The 23148-nt window shown below is 74.8% G+C and carries 24 protein-coding genes; 7 read left to right on the top strand and 17 right to left on the bottom strand.

The genetic code is table 11. From position 1 onward, the window contains the following. The 9 genes from KK617_RS11505 to KK617_RS11465 all read right to left on the bottom strand — a co-directional run. Positions 1–1492 (bottom strand): NADH-quinone oxidoreductase subunit G (locus tag KK617_RS11505; RefSeq protein WP_277500154.1); only part of this gene is annotated, 1492 nt, incomplete at its 3' end. Continuing rightward, positions 1489–2805, bottom strand: a complete 1317-nt coding sequence (nuoF, locus tag KK617_RS11500; protein WP_277500153.1) for an NADH-quinone oxidoreductase subunit NuoF — start codon at positions 2803–2805, stop codon at positions 1489–1491. The genes KK617_RS11505 and nuoF, both read right to left, overlap by 4 nt. Further along, positions 2802–3638, bottom strand: coding sequence for an NADH-quinone oxidoreductase subunit NuoE (nuoE, locus tag KK617_RS11495; RefSeq protein ID WP_277500152.1), 837 nt, complete (start codon positions 3636–3638; stop codon positions 2802–2804). Before nuoE ends, nuoF begins: the two co-directional genes overlap by 4 nt. Further along, positions 3635–4999, bottom strand: a complete 1365-nt coding sequence (locus tag KK617_RS11490; protein WP_277500151.1) for an NADH-quinone oxidoreductase subunit D — start codon at positions 4997–4999, stop codon at positions 3635–3637. The genes nuoE and KK617_RS11490 overlap by 4 nt, the downstream gene beginning before the upstream one ends. After that, a complete protein-coding gene (locus tag KK617_RS11485) occupies positions 4999–5724 on the bottom strand; it encodes an NADH-quinone oxidoreductase subunit C (RefSeq protein ID WP_277500150.1) in 726 nt (241 codons plus the stop codon). The genes KK617_RS11490 and KK617_RS11485 overlap by 1 nt, the downstream gene beginning before the upstream one ends. After that, positions 5721–6275 (bottom strand): NADH-quinone oxidoreductase subunit B, encoded by a 555-nt coding sequence (locus tag KK617_RS11480; protein WP_277500148.1) that lies wholly within the window; start codon positions 6273–6275, stop codon positions 5721–5723. Before KK617_RS11480 ends, KK617_RS11485 begins: the two co-directional genes overlap by 4 nt. 4 nt (positions 6276–6279) lie before the next feature. Then, on the bottom strand, positions 6280–6639 hold the full coding sequence (locus tag KK617_RS11475) for an NADH-quinone oxidoreductase subunit A (RefSeq protein WP_277500147.1): 360 nt from the start codon (positions 6637–6639) through the stop codon (positions 6280–6282). 327 nt (positions 6640–6966) lie between these two features. Next, on the bottom strand, positions 6967–7656 hold the full coding sequence (locus tag KK617_RS11470; RefSeq protein ID WP_277500146.1) for a demethylmenaquinone methyltransferase: 690 nt from the start codon (positions 7654–7656) through the stop codon (positions 6967–6969). A 35-nt stretch (positions 7657–7691) separates the two neighbouring features. Continuing rightward, the gene (locus tag KK617_RS11465; RefSeq protein WP_277500145.1) at positions 7692–8396 is read right to left on the bottom strand and encodes a hypothetical protein; all 705 of its coding nucleotides are present in this window, start codon (positions 8394–8396) and stop codon (positions 7692–7694) included. A gap of 66 nt (positions 8397–8462) precedes the next feature. Between KK617_RS11465 and KK617_RS11460 the strand changes: the two genes are divergently transcribed. Further along, positions 8463–9776 (top strand): isochorismate synthase, encoded by a 1314-nt coding sequence (locus tag KK617_RS11460; protein WP_277500144.1) that lies wholly within the window; start codon positions 8463–8465, stop codon positions 9774–9776. A 71-nt stretch (positions 9777–9847) separates the two neighbouring features. Here KK617_RS11460 and KK617_RS11455 read toward each other — a convergent pair whose 3' ends face one another. Next, positions 9848–11191: an FAD-dependent oxidoreductase gene (locus KK617_RS11455; protein WP_277500142.1), complete on the bottom strand. Its 1344-nt coding sequence runs from the start codon at positions 11189–11191 to the stop codon at positions 9848–9850. A 152-nt stretch (positions 11192–11343) separates the two neighbouring features. Next, positions 11344–11982, bottom strand: coding sequence for an MBL fold metallo-hydrolase (locus tag KK617_RS11450; RefSeq protein ID WP_277500141.1), 639 nt, complete (start codon positions 11980–11982; stop codon positions 11344–11346). 74 nt (positions 11983–12056) lie between these two features. On the opposite strand from KK617_RS11450, the gene KK617_RS11445 reads away from it, so the two are divergent. Continuing rightward, the gene (locus KK617_RS11445; RefSeq protein WP_277500140.1) at positions 12057–13316 is read left to right on the top strand and encodes an amino acid permease; all 1260 of its coding nucleotides are present in this window, start codon (positions 12057–12059) and stop codon (positions 13314–13316) included. Between the two features lie 21 nt (positions 13317–13337). Then, on the top strand, positions 13338–13547 hold the full coding sequence (locus KK617_RS11440; protein WP_277500139.1) for a hypothetical protein: 210 nt from the start codon (positions 13338–13340) through the stop codon (positions 13545–13547). 35 nt (positions 13548–13582) lie between these two features. Here the strand turns inward: KK617_RS11440 and KK617_RS11435 are convergent, their stop codons facing one another. Then, positions 13583–14506, bottom strand: a complete 924-nt coding sequence (locus KK617_RS11435; RefSeq protein WP_277500138.1) for a 2-hydroxyacid dehydrogenase — start codon at positions 14504–14506, stop codon at positions 13583–13585. 75 nt (positions 14507–14581) lie between these two features. Between KK617_RS11435 and KK617_RS11430 the strand changes: the two genes are divergently transcribed. Beyond that, positions 14582–15103: a GNAT family N-acetyltransferase gene (locus tag KK617_RS11430; RefSeq protein ID WP_277500137.1), complete on the top strand. Its 522-nt coding sequence runs from the start codon at positions 14582–14584 to the stop codon at positions 15101–15103. 16 nt (positions 15104–15119) lie between these two features. Here the strand turns inward: KK617_RS11430 and KK617_RS11425 are convergent, their stop codons facing one another. Continuing rightward, positions 15120–16172, bottom strand: a complete 1053-nt coding sequence (locus tag KK617_RS11425; RefSeq protein ID WP_277500136.1) for an NAD(P)-dependent alcohol dehydrogenase — start codon at positions 16170–16172, stop codon at positions 15120–15122. A 136-nt stretch (positions 16173–16308) separates the two neighbouring features. Here KK617_RS11425 and KK617_RS11420 point away from each other — a divergent pair, with 136 nt between their 5' ends. After that, a complete protein-coding gene (locus KK617_RS11420; protein WP_277500135.1) occupies positions 16309–17151 on the top strand; it encodes a helix-turn-helix transcriptional regulator in 843 nt (280 codons plus the stop codon). Positions 17152–17176: 25 nt separating this feature from the next. On the opposite strand, the gene menD is transcribed toward KK617_RS11420, so the two are convergent. The 3 genes from menD to KK617_RS11405 are packed head-to-tail and all read right to left on the bottom strand — an operon-like array spanning position 17177 to position 20876. Then, entirely contained in the window at positions 17177–18856 is a 1680-nt protein-coding gene (gene menD, locus KK617_RS11415) for a 2-succinyl-5-enolpyruvyl-6-hydroxy-3-cyclohexene-1-carboxylic-acid synthase (RefSeq protein WP_277500134.1), read from the bottom strand. Continuing rightward, the gene (locus KK617_RS11410; protein ID WP_277500133.1) at positions 18853–19824 is read right to left on the bottom strand and encodes an o-succinylbenzoate synthase; all 972 of its coding nucleotides are present in this window, start codon (positions 19822–19824) and stop codon (positions 18853–18855) included. The genes menD and KK617_RS11410 overlap by 4 nt, the downstream gene beginning before the upstream one ends. Further along, complete coding sequence (locus KK617_RS11405) at positions 19821–20876, bottom strand: AMP-binding protein (protein WP_277500132.1); 1056 nt, start codon at positions 20874–20876, stop codon at positions 19821–19823. Before KK617_RS11405 ends, KK617_RS11410 begins: the two co-directional genes overlap by 4 nt. Before the next feature lie 43 nt (positions 20877–20919). Here KK617_RS11405 and KK617_RS11400 point away from each other — a divergent pair, with 43 nt between their 5' ends. Then, positions 20920–21837 carry a 1,4-dihydroxy-2-naphthoate polyprenyltransferase gene (locus KK617_RS11400; protein WP_277500131.1) on the top strand — a complete coding sequence of 306 codons (918 nt, stop codon included), beginning with the start codon at positions 20920–20922 and terminating at the stop codon, positions 21835–21837. Between the two features lie 55 nt (positions 21838–21892). Further along, on the top strand, positions 21893–22030 hold the full coding sequence (locus tag KK617_RS11395; protein WP_277500129.1) for a hypothetical protein: 138 nt from the start codon (positions 21893–21895) through the stop codon (positions 22028–22030). 10 nt (positions 22031–22040) lie between these two features. Here the strand turns inward: KK617_RS11395 and KK617_RS11390 are convergent, their stop codons facing one another. Continuing rightward, positions 22041–23147, bottom strand: coding sequence for a PLP-dependent cysteine synthase family protein (locus KK617_RS11390; RefSeq protein WP_277500128.1), 1107 nt, complete (start codon positions 23145–23147; stop codon positions 22041–22043). Between the last annotated feature and the right edge of the window lies 1 nt (position 23148).

Genomic DNA, 23148 nt, shown 5'->3' with positions numbered 1-23148 from the left:
CGGCCAGGCGGGCCGCGGCGGCCAGCGCGCCGGGCGAGGTGGCGAGCCGCTCGCCGACGAGCACCACGTCCTGGGCCTCCAGCGGGCTCCCGGCCAGGTCCGCGGCCCGCGCGGCCAGGCCGTCGAGCACCGCGGCCTCGCCGCCCGGGGCGGTCGGCACGTGGACGGCCGTCAGCTTGCGGGCGCCGCGGGTGAGGTACGGCGCCACGGCGAGCACCGTCGTACCCTTCCGCGTCGCCTTGCGCAGGCGCAGGAACAGCGTCCCCGCCTCCTCCTCCGGCTCGAGCCCGACGAGCACGACGGTGCGGGCGCCCTCGACGTCGCCGGTCGTGACGGCACCGTGGCCGGGGCGGGTGAGCACGACGTGGCTCGCGAGGAAGTCGGCCTCGTCGGGTCCCAGCGGGCGGGCCCGGAAGTCGACGTCGTTCGTGCCGAGGGCGACGCGGGCGAAGGTCGCGTAGGCGTAGGCGTCCTCGACCGTCAGCCGGCCGCCGGGCAGCACGCCGACCCCACCGGCGTCGCGGGCAGCGGCGAGGCCGCGGGCGGCGACGGCGAACGCCTCGGTCCACGACGCGGGACGCAGGGAGCCGTCGGCGTCGCGCACCTGCGGGTAGCGCAGCCGGTCGGGGGCGGTCGTGTAGCGGAACGCGAAGCGGTCCTTGTCGGTGATCCACTCCTCGTTGACGTCGGGGTCGTCGCCCGCGAGGCGGCGCACCACCGCGCCGCGGCGGTGGTCGACGCGGATCGCGGCGCCGCAGGCGTCGTGCTCGGCGACGCTCGGGGTGGAGACGAGGTCGAAGGGCCGGGAGCGGAAGCGGTAGGGCTCGCTCGTCAGCGCCCCGACGGGGCAGATCTGGATGGTGTTGCCCGAGAAGTAGGAGAGGAACGGCGCGCCCGGGGCGATGCCGATCTGCTGCTGCGCCCCGCGCTCCACCAGGGAGATGAACGGGTCGCCCGGCACCTGCTCGGCGAAGCGGGTGCAGCGCTGGCACACGATGCAGCGCTCGCGGTCGAGCAGCACCTGCGGCGAGAGGTTGATCGGCTTGGGGAAGGTGCGCTTGGTGCCCTCGAAGCGGGACTCGGCGCGCCCGTTGCTCATCGCCTGGTTCTGCAGGGGGCACTCGCCGCCCTTGTCGCAGACCGGGCAGTCGAGCGGGTGGTTGACGAGCAGCAGCTCCATCACGCCCTGCTGGGCCTTGTCGGCGACGCCCGAGGTGGCCTGGGTGTTGACGACCATCCCGTCGGCGACCTCGAGGGTGCACGACGCCTGCGGCTTGGGCAGCCCGCGGCCGTTGCCGGCGTCCGGCACGTCGACGAGGCACTGGCGGCAGGCGCCGACGGGCTCGAGCAGCGGGTGGTCGCAGAAGCGCGGCACGTGGATGCCGACCTGCTCCGCGGCCCGGATGACGAGCGTCCCCCTCGGGACCGCCACCGCGACCCCGTCGATGGTGACCGTGACGAGGTCCGTCGCGGTGTCCGGTGTCAGGGTCACACCCCCACCTCCTGGGCGTAGGCCGTCGAGGCCGCGGGCGGGAACAGCTCGCGGCTGGGGGTGTGCATCCCGGCCTCGAACTCCTCCCCGAAGTACTTGATCGCCGACGTGATCGGGCTGGTCGCGCCGTCGCCGAGGGCGCAGAACGAGCGGCCCAGGATGTTGTCGCAGAGGTCGAGCAGCTTCTCGACGTCGCCCGGCTGCCCCTCGCCCGCGTCGATGCGGGCCAGCGTCTGCACGAGCCACCACGTGCCCTCGCGGCACGGCGTGCACTTGCCGCACGACTCGTGCTTGTAGAACTCCGTCCAGCGCAGCACGCAGCGCACGACCGAGACCGTCTCGTCGAAGATCTGCAGCGCCCGGGTGCCGAGCATGGAGCCGGCGGCGCCGACCGACTCGTAGTCGAGCGGTACGTCGAGGTGCTCGTCGGTGAGGATCGGCGTGCTCGAGCCGCCCGGCGTCCAGAACTTCAACCGGTGCCCCGCGCGCACGCCGCCGGCGAGCTCGAGCAGCTGGCGCAGCGTGATGCCGAGCGGCGCCTCGTACTGCCCCGGGCGGGTGACGTGGCCCGAGAGCGAGTAGATGACGAAGCCCTTCGACTTCTCCGTGCCGAGCGAGGCGAACCAGGCGGCGCCGTTGCGGATGATGGCCGGCACCGAGGCGATGGACTCGACGTTGTTGATGACGGTCGGGCTCGCGTAGAGACCGGCGACCGCCGGGAACGGCGGACGTAGCCGCGGCTGGCCGCGCCGGCCCTCCAGGGAGTCGAGCAGCGCCGTCTCCTCGCCGCAGATGTAGGCCCCGGCGCCGGCGTGCACCACGAGGTCGAGGTCGTAGCCCGAGCCGTGGATGTCCACGCCCAGGTGCCCCGCCAGGTAGGCCTCCTGCACCGCGCGCTGCAGGCGCCTCACCACGTGCAGCACCTCGCCGCGCACGTAGATGAAGGCGTGGTGGGCCCGGATCGCGTAGGCGGCGAGGATGACTCCCTCGACCAGCGTGTGCGGGCTCGCCATCATCAGCGGCACGTCCTTGCAGGTGCCCGGCTCCGACTCGTCGGCGTTGACGACGAGGTACTTCGGGTTCGGGTTGTCCTGCGGGATGAAGCCCCACTTCATGCCGGTCGGGAACCCGGCGCCGCCGCGCCCGCGCAGGCCCGCGTCCTTGACGGCCGTGATCACCTCGTCGGGGGTCATGGCGAAGGCGGTGTCGAGGGCGTCGTACCCCCCGCGGGCCTCGTAGGACGCCAGGGTCCAGGAGCGCTCGTCGTCCCAGTTGTCGGTGAGCACCGGGGTGAGCGGCGGGATCGCGGTCACTCCTTCCCCTCCTCGATCTTCGTCTCCGTCTCGGCGCGGCCGGTGTCGGCCTGCTCGTCCGCGGCGACCGCGGCCTGCTCGCTGGAGTCCGCGTGCTCGTCGGTACGGCGCGCGTCGGTGTCGCTGCGGGGGGCCTCCCACCCGCGCTCGCGGGCGACGCGCAGGCCGGCGAGCGACGCCGTACCGGCGCCGGGGCCCTCGTCCGCGCGGTCGTCGGGGAACCCGGCCAGCACGCGCTCGGCCTCCCGCCACGTGCAGATGCGGGGACCGCGGGTGGAGTGGACCTCGGCGCCGGAGCGGAGGTCGTCGACGAGGCGGACGGCGCTCTCGGGCGTCTGGTCGTCGACGAACTCCCAGTTGACCATCACGACGGGGGCGTAGTCGCAGGCCGCGTTGCACTCGACGTGCTCCAGGCTGATGCGGCCGTCGTCGGTGGTCTCGTCGTTGCCGATGCCGAGGTGGTCCTGCAGCGTCGCGAAGATCTCGTCGCCGCCCATGACCGCGCAGAGCGTGTTCGTGCAGACCCCGACGTGGTAGTCGCCGACGGAGCGGCGCTTGTACATCGTGTAGAAGGTCGCGACCCCGCTGACCTCGGCCGGGCTGAGGCCCAGCACGTCGGCGCAGGCCTCGATGCCCGCCGGCGTGATGCGCCCCTGGGCCGACTGCACGAGGTGCAGCATCGGCAGGAGCCCCGAGCGGCCCTGCGGGTAGCGCGCGGCGATCTGCCGCAGCTCGCCCAGGGTCGTGGCGTCCAGGCTGGCGTCCAGGGCGGTGCCGTCGGAGGTGGCGGCCGCGTCCAGCGGCCCGGTCCCGGCGCCCGTGACCTCGGTCATCGGTCCACGCCTCCCATCACGGGGTCGATCGAGGCGATGGCGACGATGACGTCGGCGACCATGCCGCCCTCGCTCATCACGCTCGTCGCCTGCAGGTTGGTGAAGGACGGGTCGCGGAAGTGGACCCGGTAGGGGCGCGTCCCGCCGTCGGAGACGACGTGGGCACCGAGCTCGCCGCGGGGCGACTCCAGCGGCACGTAGGCCTCGCCGGCCGGCACGCGGAAGCCCTCGGTCACCAGCTTGAAGTGGTGGATGAGGGCCTCCATCGACTCGCCCATGATGTGGCGGATGTGGTCGAGGCTGTTGCCCTGCCCGTCGCTGCCGATCGAGAGCTGGCTGGGCCAGGCGATCTTCTTGTCGGCGACCATCACCGGGGCGCCGACGAGCCCCTCGAGCCGGGTGACGCACTGCTCGACGATGCGCAGGCTCTCGAACATCTCGTTGACGCGGATGCGGAAGCGGCCGTAGGAGTCGGCCGTGTCCCAGGTCTGCACGTCGAAGTCGTAGGTCTCGTAGCCGCAGACCGGCTGGGTCTTGCGCAGGTCCCAGGGGTAGCCGGTCGAGCGCAGCACCGGTCCGGTCATGCCGAGCGCGAGGCAGCCCTCGAGGTCGAGGTAGCCGACGCCCTCGAGGCGGGCCCGGAAGATCGGGTTGGCGTTGCAGAGCGTGGCGATCTCCGGCAGCCGCTTGCGCATGAGCGCGACGAACGCCCGCACCGCGTCGAGCGCGCCGTCCGGCAGGTCCTGCGCGACGCCGCCGGGGCGGATGAAGGCGTGGTTCATGCGCAGCCCGGTGATGAGCTCGAAGAGGTCGAGCACCTGCTCGCGCTCGCGGAAGCCGACGGTCATGACGGTGAGCGCGCCCAGCTCCATGCCGCCCGTGGCGATGGCGACGAGGTGGGACGAGATGCGGTTCAGCTCCATGAGGAGCACCCGCATGACCTGCGCCTTCTCCGGCACCTCGTCCTCGATGTCGAGGAGCCGCTCGACGCCGAGGCAGTAGGTGGCCTCGTTGTAGAACGGCGACAGGTAGTCCATCCGGGTGCAGAACGTGACGCCCTGGGTCCAGGTGCGGAACTCCATGTTCTTCTCGATGCCCGTGTGGAGGTAGCCGATGCCGCAGCGGGCCTCGGTGACCGTCTCGCCCTCGAGCTCGAGGATGAGGCGCAGCACCCCGTGGGTGGAGGGGTGCTGCGGACCCATGTTGACGACGATCCGCTCCGCGTCGCCGTCGGCGCCCAGCGCCCCGGCGACCTCGTCCCAGTCCTGTCCGGTGACGGTGAAGACCCGGTCGCCCCGCCCGCCCGCGGCGTCGCGGCCCGCGCCCGCGGCGTACGGGTCGCCCTGCGTGGTGGCGGTCATCAGCTGTACGACCTCCGCTCGTCGGGCGGCGGGATCGTCCCGCCCTTGTACTCCACCGGGATCCCGCCCAGCGGGTAGTCCTTGCGCTGGGGGTGGGCCGGCCAGTCGTCCGGCATGAGGATCCGCGTCAGCGCCGGGTGGCCGTCGAACTGGATGCCGAAGAAGTCCCACGTCTCCCGCTCGTGCCAGTCGGCCGTCGGGTACGTCGCGACGATGCTCGGCACGTGGGGGTCGCCCTCCGGGCAGGAGACGTCGAGGCGCACGCGGCGGTTGTGGGTCATCGAGAGCAGGTGGTAGACGGCGTGCAGCTCGGCGCCCACGTCCTCGGGGTGGTGGACCCCGCTGACGCCCGAGCACAGCTCGAAGCGCAGGTCGGGGTCGTCGCGCAGCACGCGGACCACGGCCGGGAGGTGCTCGCGGCGCACGTGCAGCGTCAGCTCGCCGCGGTGCACGACCACCGACGCCACCGCCGCCGGGTCGCCGACCCGCGCGAGCAGGGTGTCGACGCAGTGGTCGAACCACCCGCCGTACGGGCGCTCGGCGGGGGGCGGGAAGACCACGGTGCGCTGCAGGCCGCCGTACCCGGACGTGTCGCCGCTGCCGCGCACCCCGAACATGCCGGTACGTCGGCCCCGCACGTCGGCGCCGTCCTGGTGGCCGCGGGGGTCGGCCTGCGGCTCGGTGCGGGCGAGGTGCCGCTCGCCCTCGGTGCGGGCGTCGCTCACCGCAGCAGGCCCTTCTGCTCCTCGGTCGGGAGCGCGCTGAGCGCCTCCGTCTCGAGCTCGGCGACCTGAGCGGCGCGGTTGGCGCCGAGCTTCGTGTGCTGCACCTGGTCGTGCAGCTTGAGGATCGCGTCGATGAGCATCTCGGGGCGCGGCGGGCAGCCGGGGAGGTACATGTCGACGGGCACGACGTGGTCGACGCCCTGCACGATCGCGTAGTTGTTGAACATGCCGCCCGAGCTGGCGCAGACGCCCATGGCGAGCACCCACTTGGGCTCGGCCATCTGGTCGTAGATCTGGCGCAGGACCGGCGCCATCTTCTGGCTCACCCGGCCCGCGACGATCATCAGGTCGGCCTGGCGGGGACTGGCCCGGAAGACCTCCATGCCGTAGCGCGAGAGGTCGTAGCGCGGACCGCCGGTCGTCATCATCTCGATCGCGCAGCAGGCGAGCCCGAAGGTCGCCGGCCAGAAGCTGGCCTTGCGCATGTAGCCCGCCACGCCCTCGACGGTGGTCAGCAGCACCCCGCTGGGGAGCTTCTCCTCGATGCCCATGTCGTCAGTCCCAGTCGAGTCCGCCGCGGCGCCATTCATAGGCGTAGGCGAGCGTGATGTTGAAGAGGAAGAGGAGGACGGCGAGGAGGCCGAACCACGAGAGCTGGTCGAAGTGGACCGCCCACGGGACGAGGAACATGATCTCGACGTCGAAGATGATGAAGGTCATCGCGACCGTGTAGTACTTCACCGGGATGCGCCCGCCGCCGAGCGGCTGGGGCGTCGGGTCGATGCCGCACTCGTAGGAGTCCAGCCGCGCCCGGTTGTAGCGGCCGGGGCCGGTCATCGTGCTCACCACGACCGAGAAGATCGCGAACCCGCCGGCCAAGGCCAGCAGGGCCAGCACCGGTGCGTAGAGCCCCACGGCCACCCTCCCTCCGTCCGTCGCGCGCCCCGTCCGAGGGGGGCGTCGCGAGCGCGCTCGTGACCTTGTGAAACGAATCACATGGTGGCGCGCGTCACACCATAGACCTCGGGCCCGACGAGCGCGACCCCCCACGCGCCGGGCGTGACCGGGCCGTGACCTGGCCATTTACAGCACGGCCGAGTGGGGTAATTGCGGGGTGCGCGCCGGCCTCGCGGGCGGCGGGCGGCGCCGTACCCGGGGGACGTCATGCGATCGGTGGCCCCGGGCGCACGGTCCGCATGACGTCCGGCGACGGGGTCGGCGGCGGAGGCGGGAGGAGGGGGATCAGGCGGTGGCGCGGTGCAGGGCGACGATGCCGCCCGAGAGGTTGCGCCACTCGACGCCGGACCAGCCGGCGTCGCCGATGACGCCCGCGAGCCGCTCCTGGTCGGGCCACGCGCGGATGGACTCGGCCAGGTAGACGTAGGCGTCCGGCGAGGACGACACGGCGGTGGCGACGGGCGGGAGGGCGCGCATCAGGTACTCGACGTACACGGTGCGGAACGGCGCCCACGTCGGGTGGGAGAACTCGCAGACCACGAGCGTGCCGCCGGGGCGGGTGACGCGGTGCATCTCCGCGAGGGCGGCGGCGTGGTCGACGACGTTGCGCAGCCCGAAGGAGATCGTGACGGCGTCGAAGCTGTCGTCGGCGAACGGGAGGCGGGTCGCGTCGCCGGCCACGAAGGGCAGGTGGGGGCGCGCCTCCTTGCCGACCTGCAGCATGCCGAGGGAGAAGTCGCACGGCACGACCACGGCGCCCGCGCCGACGAACGGGGCGCTCGAGGTGCCGGTGCCGGCGGCCAGGTCGAGCACGAGGTCACCCGGTCGCGGGTCGATCGCCCGGAACACGTCCCGACGCCAGCGGCGGTCCTGGCCCAGCGACAGCACGTCGTTGGTGATGTCGTAGCGCTTCGCGACCTCGTCGAACATGCGGCGGACGTCGGTCGGTCGTTTGTCGAGCTCTGCGCGGGCCACGATCGCCAAGCCTACGTCGCCGCCGGACGCGCCCGTCAGGCGGAGAGCTCGGTCCAGATCCCGTCGACGAGCGACTGCACGGCCTCGCCGTCGGCGAGGCTCAGCACGAACGCGCGGACCGTGAGGTCGTCGGAGGTGCGGCGGCACTGCATCTCCTGCACCTGCGGAGTCGGCGACACCTCGCCGGAGACCACGTCGAGCACGCACTCCACGTCGCCGTACTCGGCGAGCAGCAGGCGGGCCTGGCCCGACTCCGGGTCCTGGAGCGTCGCGGGCACGAGCGGGCCGTCGGGCCCGCGGTAGGCCTGGATCGCCACGAGCGCGCTGCTGCTGAGGTCGAGGTAGCGCTCGGCGTCGGCCGGCACCCCGGCCTGCTCGACGAGCTGCGCGTCGGCGTAGGCCCACGACTCCTCGACCTGCGCGAGCTGCTCGGGGTCGCCCTCCTCCTCGAGCACGGCGGTCAGCGAGGTCCACCGGCCGACGTCCTGCGGCAGCACGAGGTCACCCGCCCCACCTGCGGACCCGCCCTCGGAACCGTCGCCCGAACCGCCCTCGGCGCCGTCCCCGCCCTCCCCCGCGATGCCGCCGGCCCCGGCGGCGCTGCCGCCGTCCTCGACCAGCCTCGGGAGCACGACGGCGAGCACGACGAGGAGGAGCAGGGCGACGAGGCCGCCGACCGCGGCGAGGACGGAGTCCTTGCGCTTCAGCGTGGCGACGGCGCGGGAGTCAGGGGAGGGCACGACGTGTGACGGTAGCAACGCCTGCCGTGGGGAGGGGGTGCTCGGGGCCGCAGTACCCTGGCGCGGATGACCACGCGAGCCCCCGAGCCCAGGAACCACGACGCGCTCCCGGCCGACGCCGTGCTGCCGCTCGTCGTGCGGACCGTGGCGCTCGAGACCGGGCCCGGCACCGAGGCGCCCCTCGTCGACCTGCTCCCCGCCGACGGCGCGCTCGCCTGGCTGCGCGGCGGCGAGGGCCTCGTCGGGTGGGGCACCGCGGCCTCCATCACCACGGCCGGCGCCACCCGCTTCGCCGAGGCGGAGCGCTGGTGGAGCCGCCTGGCGGCGCGCGCCGTCGTGCGCGACGAGGTCGGCACGCCCGGCACGGGCCTCGTCTCCTTCGGCACCTTCGCGTTCGCCGACGACCCCGGTACGTCGACGCTCGTCGTCCCGCGCGTGCTCGTCGGCCAGCGCGGCGGGAAGCGGTGGCTGACGACGATCGGCCGCGACACGATCGGCGTCCCGGCCACCCGTGTCGCCGAGCCGCCGTCCGCCCCGCAGGGGCTGGCGTTCGGGCCGGGCGCCCTCTCCGAGGGTGACTGGGAGGCCGTCGTGGCCGACGCGGTCGCGCGCATCGACGGCGGCGACCTCGAGAAGGTGGTGCTCGCCCGCGACGTGGTGGCGCGCCTGGACGAGCCCCTGGACGTCCGGTGGCCGCTGCGGCGCCTCGCGGCGGCGTACCCGACCTGCTGGACCTTCCACGTCGACGGCCTGTTCGGTGCGACGCCCGAGATGCTGGTGCGTCGCGAGCGCGGGCTCGTCACCTCCCGCGTGCTGGCCGGCACGATCCGCCGTACCGGCGACGAGGTGCGCGACGCCGGCCTCGCCGGCGAGCTGGCCCGCTCGTCGAAGGACCTGGAGGAGCACGAGTACGCCGTGCGGTCGGTCGCCGACGCGCTGGAGCCGCACTGCTCGTCGATGAACGTGCCCGAGTCGCCGTTCGTGCTGCACCTGCCCAACGTCATGCACCTCGCCACCGACGTCACCGGGGTGGTGCCCGAGGACGCCTCCGTCACCTCGCTGGGGCTCGCTGCCTCGCTGCACCCCTCCGCCGCCGTCGGCGGCACCCCGACGCCCGCGGCGACCGCGCTCATCGCGTGGATCGAGGGCATGGAGCGGGGCCGGTACGCCGGACCCGTCGGCTGGATGGACGCCTCCGGCGACGGCGAGTGGGGCATCGCGCTGCGCTCGGCCCAGGTCGAGCAGCCCGCGCCGGGCGAGGGCGGCGGGCGCGTGCGGCTGTTCGCGGGCTGCGGCATCGTCGCGGGCTCCGACCCCGCCGCCGAGCTCGCCGAGAGCCAGGCCAAGCTCGAGCCCGTGCGCCACGCGCTCGGCGGCTGATCGCCCTCAGCCCCGGACGACCACAGCCCCCGACCGCGGTGCGGTCGGGGGCTGCGTCGTACGTCGAGGGGTCAGCCGCGCGAGTGGCGGATCATGTCCTCGCGGGGGACCACCTTGATGCGCTCACGGCCGGCGGCCTCGCCGAGCGACGCCTCGTGGGCGTCGAGCGTGACCCACTCCTCCCACGAGGTGTGGTCGACGCCGCGGTCGGTGAGGTGGCGCAGGATCGCGTCGGGCTCGGTCTGCACCGGCTCGGGCGTCGTGTCGAGGTCGGCGAGCAGGTTGGTGATCGTCTCCTGCGCGTCGGACTTCGTGTGGCCGATGAGGCCGACGGGCCCGCGCTTGACCCAGCCCGTGCAGTAGGTGCCGGTCATGTGGTTGCCGTCGAGGTCGAGCACGCGACCGCCCGCGTTGGGGATCACGTGGTCGGTGTCGTCGAAGGGCACCTCGGGCAGCGCCGACGAGCGGTAGCCCACCGCGCGGTAGACGGCCTGCACGGGCGTGTCCACGAACTCGCCCGTGCCGACCGCGTTGCCCGTGCCGTCGAGCTCGGTCTTCTCCGTGCGGATCGCGACGACCTTGCCGTCCTCGCCGAGCACCTCGACGGGGGCCTGGCACATGTGGATGTGGATGCGGTGCGGGGCGCCGGTCGGCTCGGCCTCGGCGTACTTCAGCAGCGTGTCCACGACGAGCTTGACGCTCTTGGTCTTCTGGATCGCGGCCTGGCCGGCGTCGTCGATCTGGAAGCCCTCCTCGTCCACGAGCACGTCGATGCTCGGGGAGTGCGAGAGCTCGCGCAGCTCCATCGGCGAGAACTTGATCTGCGCCGGGCCGCGGCGGGCGAAGACGTGGACGTCGGTCGCGCGGTTCGCCTTCAGGCCCTGGTAGACGTTGTCGGCGATCTCGGTCGTCAGCTGCTCGTCGGCGGGCTTGGCCAGCACGCGGGCGACGTCGAGCGCCACGTTGCCGGCGCCGATGACCGCCACCGACTCGGCCGTGAGCGGCCAGTCGCGCGGGTAGTCGGGGTGCCCGTCGTACCAGGAGACGAAGTCGGCCGCGCCGTACGAGCCCTCGAGCTCGATGCCCGGGATGGCGAGGTCGCGGTCGTAGATGGCGCCGGTCGCGAAGATGACCGCGTCGTAGAACTGGCGCAGGTCCTCCAGCTTCAGGTCGGTGCCGAAGTCGACGTTGCCGATGAAGCGGATCTCGTCGCGGGAGAGCACCCGGCGCAGGGCCTTGATGATCTCCTTGATGCGCGGGTGGTCGGGGGCGACGCCGTAGCGGACCAGGCCGTAGGGCGCGGGCAGCCGGTCGAACACGTCGACCTTCGCGCCGTCGTGCTCCTTCGTCAGGATGTCGGCGGCGTAGATGCCAGCGGGGCCGGCGCCGACGACGGCAACACGGATGGGACGCACGATTTCTCTTCCTCCAGACGACACACGGGGTTAGGCCAGGCTAACTACCAGCCGCCCATTCTCCCAGGCGGGTGGGTGCGAGACCGCTCACGTCCAGATGACGGAGGCGGTACGGCGGCACGCCGGGCCAGCGCCCACCGCGCGGCCGCGCCTCACGGCAGGTCGGCGCCGTCGGGCAGGCGGACCCACTCCTGGCCCTCGCCCAGCAGGGCGCGGAAGTGCTGGTCGGCCATGCCGAGGCCGAGGTCGGAATAGACGCGGTCGTGGATCGCGAGGCTCGTGGGCGCCCCGACCTCGCGCGCGAAGTCGACGGCGTCGCCGATGCGCAGCCACGGCGCGCTGACGGGGGCGAGGAGCACGTCGACGGGCTCCCCGGGGCCGGTCAGCGCGTCGCCCGGGTGGAAGACGCGACGCCCCCCGACCTCGAGGAGGTAGCCCGAGTTGTCGAACCGGTCGTAGTCGGGGTGGATCACGGCGTGCTTCTCGCCGACGGCGCGGACGGCCACGCCGGAGGCGTCGAAGGCCTCGCCGGGGGCGACGACCACGACCCGCTCGGCGACGTCGGGCGCCTGGGACGCGATGGCCCGGGCGACGGCGCCGATCGTCCAGATCGGGGCGTCGGTGGCGCGCAGGTGCTCGACGTCGAGGTGGTCGGCGTGCTCGTGGGTGACGAGCACGGCGGTGGCCCCCTCGACGGCCTCGCGCTCGGTGAACGCACCGGGGTCGACGACGACGCTGCTCCCGCCCTCGGAGATCCGCACGCAGGCGTGGCCGAACTTGGTGATGCGCATGCCCGCGACGATAGCCCGGGGCCGGCGGGCGGGCGCCGTACCTTCCGTTCACCTGCGCCCCCCACCATCCGCCCGTGCAGCGACGACTGGGCCTGGCCGACGCGACGACCCTGGGCATCGCCTCGATGGTCGGGGCGGGGGCCTTCACGGTCCTCGCGCCGGCGACCGCGGCGGCCGGCACCGGCGGCGGGCTGCTGCTCGCCCTGGCCCTGGTGGCGGTGGTCGCCTGGTGCAACGCGTCGTCGTCGGCGCGGCTCGCTGCCCGCCACCCCTCCTCGGGCGGCACCTACGTCTACGGGCGCGCGGAGCTGGGCGAGTGGTGGGGGTACGCCGCGGGCTGGTGCTTCGTGGTCGGCAAGACCGCCAGCTGCGCGGCGATGGCGACGGCGTTCGCGGCGTACGTGCTGCCCGGTGAGCCCACCGCCCGCCGCCTCCTGGCCGCCGCGGCCGTGGCCCTGCTGACCCTCGTCGCGGTGACGGGCGCGACGCGCACCGCCCGCGCCGCGCGTGTCATCGTCAGCATCGCCCTCCTCGGCCTGCTGACCGCCGCCGGGCTCGGGCTGCTCGCCACGGACCCCGCGGGCACGACGGGCGAGCTCCTCGGCGGTGAGCTCGACGCGCACGGCGTCGCCCAGGCCGCCGGCCTGCTGTTCTTCGCGTTCGCCGGCTACGCCCGCGTCGCCACCCTCGGCGAGGAGGTGCGCGACCCGGCACGCACGATCCCGCGGGCCATCGCGCTGGCGTTCTGCTTCGTGCTGGTGGTGTACGTCGTGCTCGCGGTCGCGCTGCTGCGCGGGCTCGGGCCCGAGCGCCTGGCCGACTCCCCCGCCCCGGTGCGCGCCCTCGTCGACGGGGCCGGCGCCGACTGGGCCGTGCCGCTCGTCGTGGTGGGCGCGGCGGCGGCCTCGCTCGGCGCGCTGCTCGGCCTGCTCGCCGGCATCTCCCGCACCGGCCTGGCGATGGCCCGCGACGGCGAGCTGCCGGCATACCTGGCGGGGGTGCACCCGCGGTACGACGTGCCCCACCGCGCGCAGCTGCTCGTCGGCGCCGTCGTGGTGGTTCTCGTGCTGACGCTCGACCTGCGCGAGGCGGTGGGGTTCAGCTCGTTCGGCGTGCTGCTCTACTACCTGGTCGCGAACCTGGCCGCGGGCGCGATGCAGCGGCGACGGACGGGACGACCGGGGGTCGTGCCGGTCGTGGGCGCGGTGGGCTGCCTCGGCCTGGCGCTGGTGCTGCCGCCGGCGTCCGTGGTCACCGGGGCCGCGGTCGTGGCGCTGGGCCTGGCCGTCCGCGGTGTGCGGTTGCGGCTGCGCGGACGGGTGGGTGCGCCGTGACGCGGTGGGTACCGTGGGTCCATGAAGCAAACGCACGGTGAACTGCAGGTGGATTTCTCGGCTGTCGCGGCGGAGGACGGCCCCCCGCACGACGTGCCCGGGCTGCCCTCGCTCGACGAGTACGACCCGGACGCCCAGGCCCCGGTGCCGCCGGACGAGCACGCGCACCTGGGCACGTCGATCGCCGGGCAGCTGAGCGGCTTCCCCGTCGACGACCCGCACCTGGTCTGACCTCGGCGCGGTTTCCCCGCTCGAGCGGGGAAACCTCAGCGAGCGACGGCGTGCAGCGGCTCCTCGCCGGCGACGTGGCGGCGCAGGTTCTCCGCGATGATCGCGAACAGCCGCGGGCGCATGGCGGTGGTCCCGCCCGCCACGTGCGGCGTGATGATCGTGCCCGGCGCGGACCACAGCGGGTGGTCGGCCGGCAGCGGCTCGGGGTCGACCACGTCGAGCGCCGCCCGCAGGCGCCCCGTGGACAGCTCCGCCAGGAGCGCCTCGGTGTCCACGACCTTGCCGCGCCCCACGTTCACCAGCAGCGCGCCGTCGGGCAGCGCCGCCAGGAAGTCCGCGTCGACGAGCCCGCGGGTGGCGTCCGTCAGCGGCGTCACGACGATGACGACGTCCGCCGTGGGCAGCAGCGTCGGCAGCTCGTCCACCCCGTGCACCGGCCCGTGCGGGCCCGTGCGCGCCTTTGTCGCGACCGGCACGACCTCGCACTCGAACCCCTCGAGCCGGCGGTGGATCGCCTCCCCGATCGAGCCGTAGCCGACGATCAGCACCCGGCGGTCCGCCACCGACGGGCCGTCGTTGGCCTGGCTCCACTCGCCCCGCTGCTGCTGGGCGAACCACCGCGGCAGGTCGCGCTGGGCGGCCAGGAGGAGAGCGACGGCGAGCTCCGCCGTACCGGGGTCGTGGACGCCCGCGGCGCGGCACAGGGCGACGCCCTCGGGCACGACGCCCAGCAGGTGGTCGACGCCCGCGCTCGGGGCCTGCACGACACGCAGCGCCGGCATGCGGGTGACGATCGCGGGGTCGGCCTTCCCGAAGTAGGGCGGCACGTAGAACTCGACCTCGTCGATCCCGTCCGGCTCGTGCTCGCCGTCGAAGCGGGCGTAGGTCAGGCCGTCCGGCAGCGGGCCGACGACCTCCTCCACCTCGGAGCGGTCGAAGTCCATCCACACACTCGCCATGCGGCCACCCTAGGCGGACGGGACCGGCCGGGAAACGGGTGGCGGGCACCGGCGCGGCCACGGTGGGATGGACCCGTGACCCTCCCCGCCGACGTGCGCCTGCGCCGCGCCACCCCCGCCGACGCCGAGGCCGGCGCCCGCCTCCACGCGACCTGCTGGGAGGAGGGCTACCGGGGCCTGATCGCCGACGAGCACCTCGACCGGGTGCTCGCCCGTCACCCGCAGCGGGTCGCGCTGTGGGAGCGGCTGGTCGAGCAGGGCGTCCACCTCGCGGTACGGCGGGACGCGGCCACCGAGGCGCTGCTGGGGTTCGCCGTGGCCGGGCCGGCCCGTGACGACGACGCCCCGACCGCGCGGGAGCTGGGCGCGATCTACGTGCGCCGGGACGCCTGGGGCACGGGCGTCGCGGACGCCCTGCTCGCGGCGGCGCTGGGCGACGAGCCGGCCTGCCTGTGGGTGCTGGCCGACAACCCGCGGGCGCACCGGTTCTACGCCCGCCACGGCTTCGTCCCCGACGGCACCAGCACGCACGACGCGAGCATCGACGCCCTCGAGGTGCGGCTGGTGCGGCGTCGGGACGAGCAGCCGGTCGCCTGAGCGGTACCGCGACCGCTCAGGAGTCGAACGACGCGATGTCGATGACGAAGCGGTAGCGGACGTCGCTGGCCACCACGCGGTCCCAGGCGTCGTTCACGTCGTCGACGCCGATCGTCTCGATCTCGGCGCCGAGGCCGTGCTCGGCGCAGAAGTCGAGCATCTCCTGGGTCTCGTGGATGCCGCCGATCTTCGACCCGGCCAGGCTGCGGCGCCCCATGATGAGCGAGAACGCCCGGTAGGTGTCGGGGCTCTCGGGGGCGCCCACGTTGACCATCGTGCCGTCGACGCGCAGCAGCGCGAGGTAGTCGTCGACCGGCAGGTTGGCCGCCACCGTGTTGATGATCAGGTCGAAGCGGCCGGCGAGCTCGGTGAAGGTGGCGGGGTCGGAGGTCGCGAAGTAGTGGTCCGCGCCCAGGCGCTCGCCGTCGGCCTTCTTGGCCAGGCTCTGCGAGAGCACCGTGACCTCCGCGCCGAGGGCGTGGGCGATCTTCACGCCCATGTGGCCCAGGCCGCCCATGCCGACGATCGCGACCTTCTTGCCGGGGCCCGCGCCCCAGTGGCGCAGCGGCGAGTAGAGGGTGATGCCGGCGCACAGCAGCGGGGCGGCGACGTCCAGGCCGATGCCCTCGGGGATGCCGAGCACGTAGTTCTCGTCGACGACGATCGAGCGGGAGTAGCCACCGTGCGTGGGGGCGCCGTCGGCGTACTCGCGGGCGTTGTAGGTGCCGACCTCGCCGCGCAGGCAGTACTGCTCCTCGCCCGCCCGGCAGTTCTCGCACTCGCGGCAGGAGTCGACGAAGCAGCCGACGCCGACGCGGTCGCCGACGGCGTACCGGGTGACCGCCTCGCCGACGGCGCTGACGGTGCCGGCGATCTCGTGACCGGGCACGAGCGGGAAGATCGCCGGGCCCCACTCCTCGCGGGCGGTGTGGATGTCGGAGTGGCAGATGCCGGCGTAGGCGACGTCGATGACGACGTCGTGCGGGCGGGGGTCGCGGCGCTCGATGGTGGAGCGCTCGAAGGGCTGGCGAGCGGCGGTGGTGACGAGGGCGTCGACGGTCTGCGGCACGTGTCTCTCCTGCGGGGTCGGATCGGGGGACTCCTCCAGTGAACCGTCGCCGGGCGGGCCCACCGACCGCGAGCCTGGCCCTGGCAGGACCACCCTCGACCCCCGGGCACACCGCGCGCGCTGGCAGCATGGGCGCATGACGCAGGCCGAGCTCCGCGACTTCCTCCGCGCCGCCCGGGCGCGCGTGCGCCCCGACGCGGCGTCCGCGCTCGGCGACGACACGCTCACCCGCACCCGCCGGGTCAAGGGGCTGCGCCGCGAGGAGGTCGCCCGGATCGCGGGCGTCAGCGTCGACTACTACACCCGCCTCGAGCAGGGCCGCGCCGGCGCACCCTCCTCGGTCGTGCTGACGGGCGTGGCGCGGGCGCTGCGCCTCGACCCGGCGGAGCAGGCCTACTTCTTCGCCCTGGCCGGTGACGCACCCGCCGTGTCGACGGAGACCGTCTCGCCGCCGCAGCGCGTGCGCCCCGGCGTGCACAAGATGATGGCGGCGATGACCGACAGCCCCGCCTTCGTGCACGGCGTCGGCCTGCAGGTGCTCGCGATGAACGACCTGGCCCGCAAGGTCTTCTTCGACGCCGAGGCGCTGCCGTTCCGCGAGCGCAACCTGGCCCGCTTCACGTTCCTCGACCCCGTCGCGCGGGAGCGCTACGTCGACTGGGAGGAGTCCGCGGCGACGACCGCTGCGGTGCTGCGCGCCGACGCCGGCCTGCACCCGGACGACCGGGCGCTGCACGAGCTGGTCGGCGAGCTGAGCGTGCGCAGCCCGGAGTTCGCCGGGCTCTGGGCCGAGCACCGCGTCCACGACTGCACGTGGGGCACCAAGCGACTGCGCCACCCGCTGGTCGGCGAGCTCGACCTGACCTGGGAGGCCCTCGACGTGCCCGGCGCCGCCGGCCAGAAGCTGAAGGTCTACACGGCCGAGCCGGGCTCGCCCGCCGCCGACGCGCTGCGCCTCATCGGCGCCTGGCAGGGCTGAGCGCGGGCCGGCTCCACCAGCCGGATCACTCCGTCGGCTCGGCCGCCAGGCCGCGCAGCCGCAGGTCGAGCGCGCGGCGGTTGTCGCGCCGTACCCGCACCTCGACGACCTCGATCCCGCCCGCCGGGGAGGCGAGCGCGTGCTCCAGCTCGGGCAGCGACTCCACCCGCCAGTGCGGCGTGCGCGTCGCGGCGCACAGCGCCGCCAGGTCGGTGCCGTGGGGCGTGCCGAAGAGGGTGTCGAACGCGTCGGCGTGTCGCTCGGCGCCCTGCTCCAGCATGGTGAAGATCGAGCCGCCGTCGTCGTTGACGACGACGAGGGTGAGGTCGGGGCGCTCCTCCCGGGGGCCGAGCACGAGGCCGCCCGCGTCGTGGAGGAACGTCACGTCGCCGAGCAGGGCGAGGGCGCGCGACGAGCCGTCCCGGCCCAGCGCCGCCCCGATCGCCGTCGACACGGTGCCGTCGATGCCGGCCAGCCCGCGGTTCGCGAGCACGAGCCGCCGCTCGCCCGCCGGGGGCGGCGTCGCCATGACGTCGAGGTCGCGGATCGGGCTGGAGGCGCCGACGACGAGCAGCCCGCCGGCCGGCAGGGCGCGCGCGACCGCAGCCGCGACCTCGTACGGCGTGAGCTCCGGCTCGGCGGCCACCGCTGCGTCGAGGCGCCGGGAGACGGCGCGGTCGGCGGTCTGCCACTCCCGCAGCCAGGTGCGGTCGGGCCCGTCGCCGTCCGGCGCGGGCGCGGCGACCGCGTCGTGCTCGGCGGCCACGTGGAACGGTCGGCGCGTCCAGCGCCCGGCGTGGCGCCAGGAGACGACCTCGACGTCGGCGCGCTCGAGCAGCCGGGTCACCGGCCGGGACAGCGTGGGGTGACCGGCGACGACGACGCGCTCGACGCGGGCGCCGAGCGGTCCGTCGAGCAGCAGGCGGTAGCCGCGCAGCGCGTTCGGCCCCGTCCGCGCCCCCGAGCTGGGCTCGGCCAGGAGCGGCCAGCCGGCGGTCTCGGCGAGGATGCGCGCCGGCGGGCCGGCGTCGTCGCCGGCGACGACCACGGTGCGCGGGCCGGCGGGCAGCACGTGCGCCGAGCCGTCCTCGACCGCGCGGCGGTACGCCGACCCGAGGCGCGAGCGACCCGTCTCCCGCGGCAGCGGCGCCGGCACGTCGGCGGCGGGCCAGGGTGCGCTCGGCACGAGCACGCCGGAGAGCTGCACGTTCAGCTGCACGGGGCCGGCGAGGGCGAGCAACGTCTCGTCGACCTCGTCCGGCGCGACGAGGTCACCGAAGGCGGCGGCGTCGCCGAAGAGCCGCACCTGGTCGGTGGTCTGGCTCGCCCCCGTGCCGCGCAGCGACGCGGGGCGGTCGGCCGTCACCACGACGAGGGGCACGGCGCTGTGGGCGGCCTCGAGCACCGCCGGGTGGAGGTTGGCGGCGGCGGTGCCCGACGTGCACACGACGGCCGCCCGCGACCCGCCCCGCGTCAGCCCGAGGGCGAGGAACCCGGCGGTCCGCTCGTCGACGCGCGTGTGCAGGCGCAGCGCACCCGCGGCGGCCGCGTCGTACGCCGCGAAGGCCAGCGGGGCGTTGCGCGACCCGGGCGACAGCACGACCTCCCGCACCCCCGCGCGCACCAGCGCGGCCACGACCGCGCGGGCGAGCAGCACGGCCGGGGGCTCCGGGGTGGGCTCGGGCCCCTCGACGGTCGCGGTCACGAGCGGCGATCCTGCCGCACGGCGCCGACGGCCGCGAGCCGGTCAGCCCACCACGCCAGCCGGTCGGGGGCCGCAGCGTGGCGCTCCAGCAGCCCCGGGTCCGGTACGACGGAGCGCACCGGCAGCATCCCGTCGACCGGCAGCAGCGGGTCGGCCACGACGTCCTCGGTGAACAGCTGCACGGTGGCCAGCCCGCACGCGTGCGGCAGCTCGGGCAGGGCGGCGGCGAGCGCGACACCGGCGGCGATGCCGACCGACGACTCCAGCGCCGACGAGACGACGACGGGCAGCCCGATGTCCTCGGCGATGCGCAGGCAGGCGGCGACGCCGCCGAGGGGCTGCACCTTGAGCACGGCGATGTCGGCCGCCTCGAGGTCGCGGACCCGGTAGGGGTCCGCGGCCCGGCGGATGGACTCGTCGGCGGCGACCGGCACGTCGACGCGGCGGCGGAGCGCCGCCAGCTCCTCCACGCTCGCGCACGGCTGCTCGACGTACTCCAGCCCCCCGACCGCCCGGTCGAGCACCCCGACGGCGCGCACGGCCTCGTCGAGCGACCAGCCACCGTTGGCGTCGACGCGCACGTGGCCCGCCGGGCCGAGGGCGTCGCGCACCGCCTCGAGGCGCGCCACGTCGTCGGCGAGGGTCTGGCCGCGCTCGGCCACCTTGACCTTGGCGGTGGTGCAGCCGCCGGACCGCACGATGCGGTGCGCGGTCTCCGGGTCGGTGGCGGGCACCGTCACGTTGACGGGTACGGCGTCCCGCACCGCCGCGGGCCACCCCCCGGCCGCGGCCTCCTCGGCGCAGGTGAGCCAGGGCGCGGCGGTGGGGGCGTCGTACTCGAGGAAGGGCGACCACTCGCCCCACCGGCTCGACCCGTCGGGCCCCTCGGTCTCGACGAGCGCGACCTCGCGCCTGGTGATTCCCCGGAAGCGGGTGCGCAGACCGAGCGCGACGACGTGCAGCCTCATCCTTCCACCATCCCCCGCAGCGCCAGCCGGTCGGTCTTGCCGTTGGGCAGCAGGGGGACGGCGTCGATCACCACGAGCTGCCGCGGCGCCCAGGCGCGCGGGTGCGCGGCGGCGACCCAGTCGCGCAGGGCGTCGAGGTCGGACGCGGGAGCCCCCGACGAGGCGGCCGGCACCACCCAGGCCACGACGCGCTGCCCCCACTCGGGGTCCTCGACGCCGAGCACCTCGGCCGCCGCGACGTCGGGGTGCTCCCGCAGCCGGCGGGCGACCACGGGCGTGGGCACGTTGACGCCGCCGGAGACCACGAGGTCGTCGACGCGGCCGAGCAGCTCGAGGCGGCCGTCGGGGGTGAGGCGCCCGGCGTCGGAGGTGCGGAACCACCCGTCGACCAGCACCTCGGCGGTGAGGGCGGGGTCGCCGTCGTACCCGTCGAAGAGGGTGGGCCCGGCGACGGCGAGGCGGCCGTCGTCCTCGAGCCGCAGGCGTACGCCGGGCAGCGGCCACCCGTCGTACACGCAGCCGCCCGCGGTCTCGGCGGAGCCGTAGGTCGCGACGACCCGCACGCCGGCGGCGGCCGCCCGCTCGCGCAGCTCGGGGTCGATCGGTCCGCCGCCGAGGAGGACGGTGTGGAACCCGCGCAGCGCCGCCGTCGCCTCCGGGTCGTCGAGCAGCCGGAACAGCTGGGTGGGCACGAGCGAGACGAGGTGCGGCACGCCGGGCGTCATGGCCGCCGCCGCGGCGGCGAACCCGGGGTGGTCGTCGAGCAGCACGGGTCGGTGGCCGGCGGCCAGGGAGCGGGCGACGACCTGCACGCCGGCGACGTACGTGGCGGGGAGGGCGAGCAGCCACTGCCCCCGGGCCCCGAGCACCGCAGCCGTCGCCTCGCCGGAGGCGCGCACGGCCCGGCGCGACAGCACGACGCGCTTGGGGCTACCGGTGGAGCCGGAGGTCTCGACGATCAACGGCTCGGGCTCCGCGGGGGCCTCCAGCCAGGCGGCGAGGGCCTCGACGACGGAGGCCGGCGGGCCGGCGACGGGGCGCAGGGAGGACACCCCGGCAGGCTACTGGCGGCCCGCGGTGCTTGAATCGGTGACCATGCCGTCCGCGTCGCCCGCCCCCGCGTCCTCCCCCACCCTCGCCCACTGGGTGGCCGGCGCGCGCCCGCGCACCCTGCCGGCGGCGATCGCGCCGGTGCTGGCGGGCACCGGTGTGGCGATCTACGGCGACGAGGCCGTGGCCTGGAAGGCCCTGCTCGCGGGCGTCGTCGCGCTGGCCCTCCAGGTGGGCGTGAACTACGCGAACGACTACTCCGACGGCATCCGCGGCACCGACGACGACCGCGTCGGGCCGCTGCGCCTCGTCGGCTCGGGCCTCGCGTCGCCGCGGGCCGTGAAGACCGCGGCGTTCGCCGCCTTCGGGGTGGCCGGTGTCGCGGGCCTCGTGCTCGCCGCGACCACCGCGTGGTGGATCGTGCTCGTCGGCATCGTCTGCGTGCTGGCCGCGTGGTTCTACACCGGCGGCGAGAAGCCGTACGGCTACCTCGGCCTGGGCGAGGTCATGGTGTTCGTGTTCTTCGGCCTCGTCGCGACGGTGGGTACGACGTACGTGCAGGTCGGCGCCTTCACCGCCGACACCCTGCTGCCGAGCCTGTACGCCGGCGGCGGCATCGGCGCGCTGGCCTGCGCGATCCTGGTGGCCAACAACCTGCGCGACGTGCCCACCGACACCGTCGCCGGCAAGAGGACCCTCGCCGTGCGTCTCGGCGAGCAGCGCACCCGGTGGTTCTACGTGCTCCTCGTGGCGGGCGCCGGCGCCGACTTCGTGGCGATCGCCCTGCTCACCACGCCCTGGGTGCTGCTCTCGCTCGTGTACGTCGTGCCCGCCGCCGCCGCGGCCGGCATCGTCATGCGCGGCGCCCGCGGCCCGGAGCTCATCCCCGTGCTGGCCCGCTCCGGCGTGGCCGAGCTGCTCGCCGGCATCGGCCTCCTCGCCGGCTTCTGGATCGGCGCCTGATCGCCCCACCGCTCGGCACGCCCTGCGAGGCGGTGGCCCGGCATAGGCTCACCGCATGTGGTTCGCGATCTTCTGCCTGCTCGTCGTCGGTGGCGTCCTCGCCTACGTCTACCGCGTGAAGCTGCTGGCGCGGGTGCTCGGCCAGTCCGAGACCCGCGTGCGGGGGCACCTCGAGCGGCGCCGCCGCCCCTGAACCCCATGGCTCAGGCCGGCTCGGCCCAGGTGCCGTCCTGCAGGAAGCGCACGAGCGTCTCCTCGTGCGCCGCGACGTCGAGCCCCTGCGCCGCGACCCACGCGTCGTCGTAGTAGGTGTGCGCGTAGCGCTCGCCGCCGTCGCACAGCAGCGTCACCACCGAGCCCGCCTCGCCCGCGGCGCGCATCCGCGCGACGACCCGCAGGGCGCCCCACAGCGCCGTACCGGTCGAGCCGCCCGCGGAACGGCCCGTGATGCGGCTGCACCAGCGCGCGGCGGCGACCGAGGCCGCGTCGGGGACGCGGGTCATCGCGTCGACGACGCCGGGGACGAACGACGGCTCGACGCGGGGACGGCCGATGCCCTCGATGCGCGAGGAGGTCGGCACGGTGTGCGTCGGGTCGCCCGTGGCGTAGCCGTCGAGGAACGCCGAGCCCTCCGGGTCGGTGACGAGCACCCGGGTGTCGTGGCAGCGGTAGCGCACGTAGCGCCCGATGGTCGCCGACGTGCCGCCCGTGCCGGCGCCGACGACGACCCAGGCCGGCACCGGGTGCCGCTCCAGGGCCATCTGCTCGAAGATCGAGTCGGCGATGTTGTTGTTGCCGCGCCAATCGGTGGCGCGCTCGGCGTAGGTGAACTGGTCCATGTAGTGCCCGCCGCACTCGGCGGCGAGGCGGCGCGCCTCGTGGTACACCGCGCCCGGCTTGTCGACGAAGTGGCAGCGGCCCCCGTGGAACTCGATGAGCGCGACCTTCTCCGGTGACGTGCTGCGCGGCATCACGGCGACGAACGGCAGCCCGAGCATGCGGGCGAAGAACGCCTCCGACACCGCGGTCGAGCCCGACGACGCCTCGATGACCGTCGTGCCCTCCCGCACCCAGCCGTTGACCAGGGCGTAGAGGAACAACGAGCGGGCCAGCCGGTGCTTGAGCGAGCCGGTCGGGTGGACGGACTCGTCCTTCAGGTAGAGGTCGACGTCCCAGTGCTCCGGCAGCGGGAAGCGGTGGAGGTGCGTGTCCGCGGACCGGTTGGCGTCGGCCTCGACCTTGCGGATCGCGGCGCGCAGCCACGCGCGGTGCCCCGGGCGCTCCCGCGAGACGAGGGGGCCGTCCGGCACC

Origin of the sequence: Nocardioides sp. ChNu-99, from assembly GCF_029493445.1 — a bacterium.
Classification (GTDB): Bacteria; Actinomycetota; Actinomycetes; order Propionibacteriales; family Nocardioidaceae; genus Nocardioides.
Note: the sequence above shows the minus strand (reverse complement) of the source record. Positions and strands in the feature narration are given on the sequence as shown.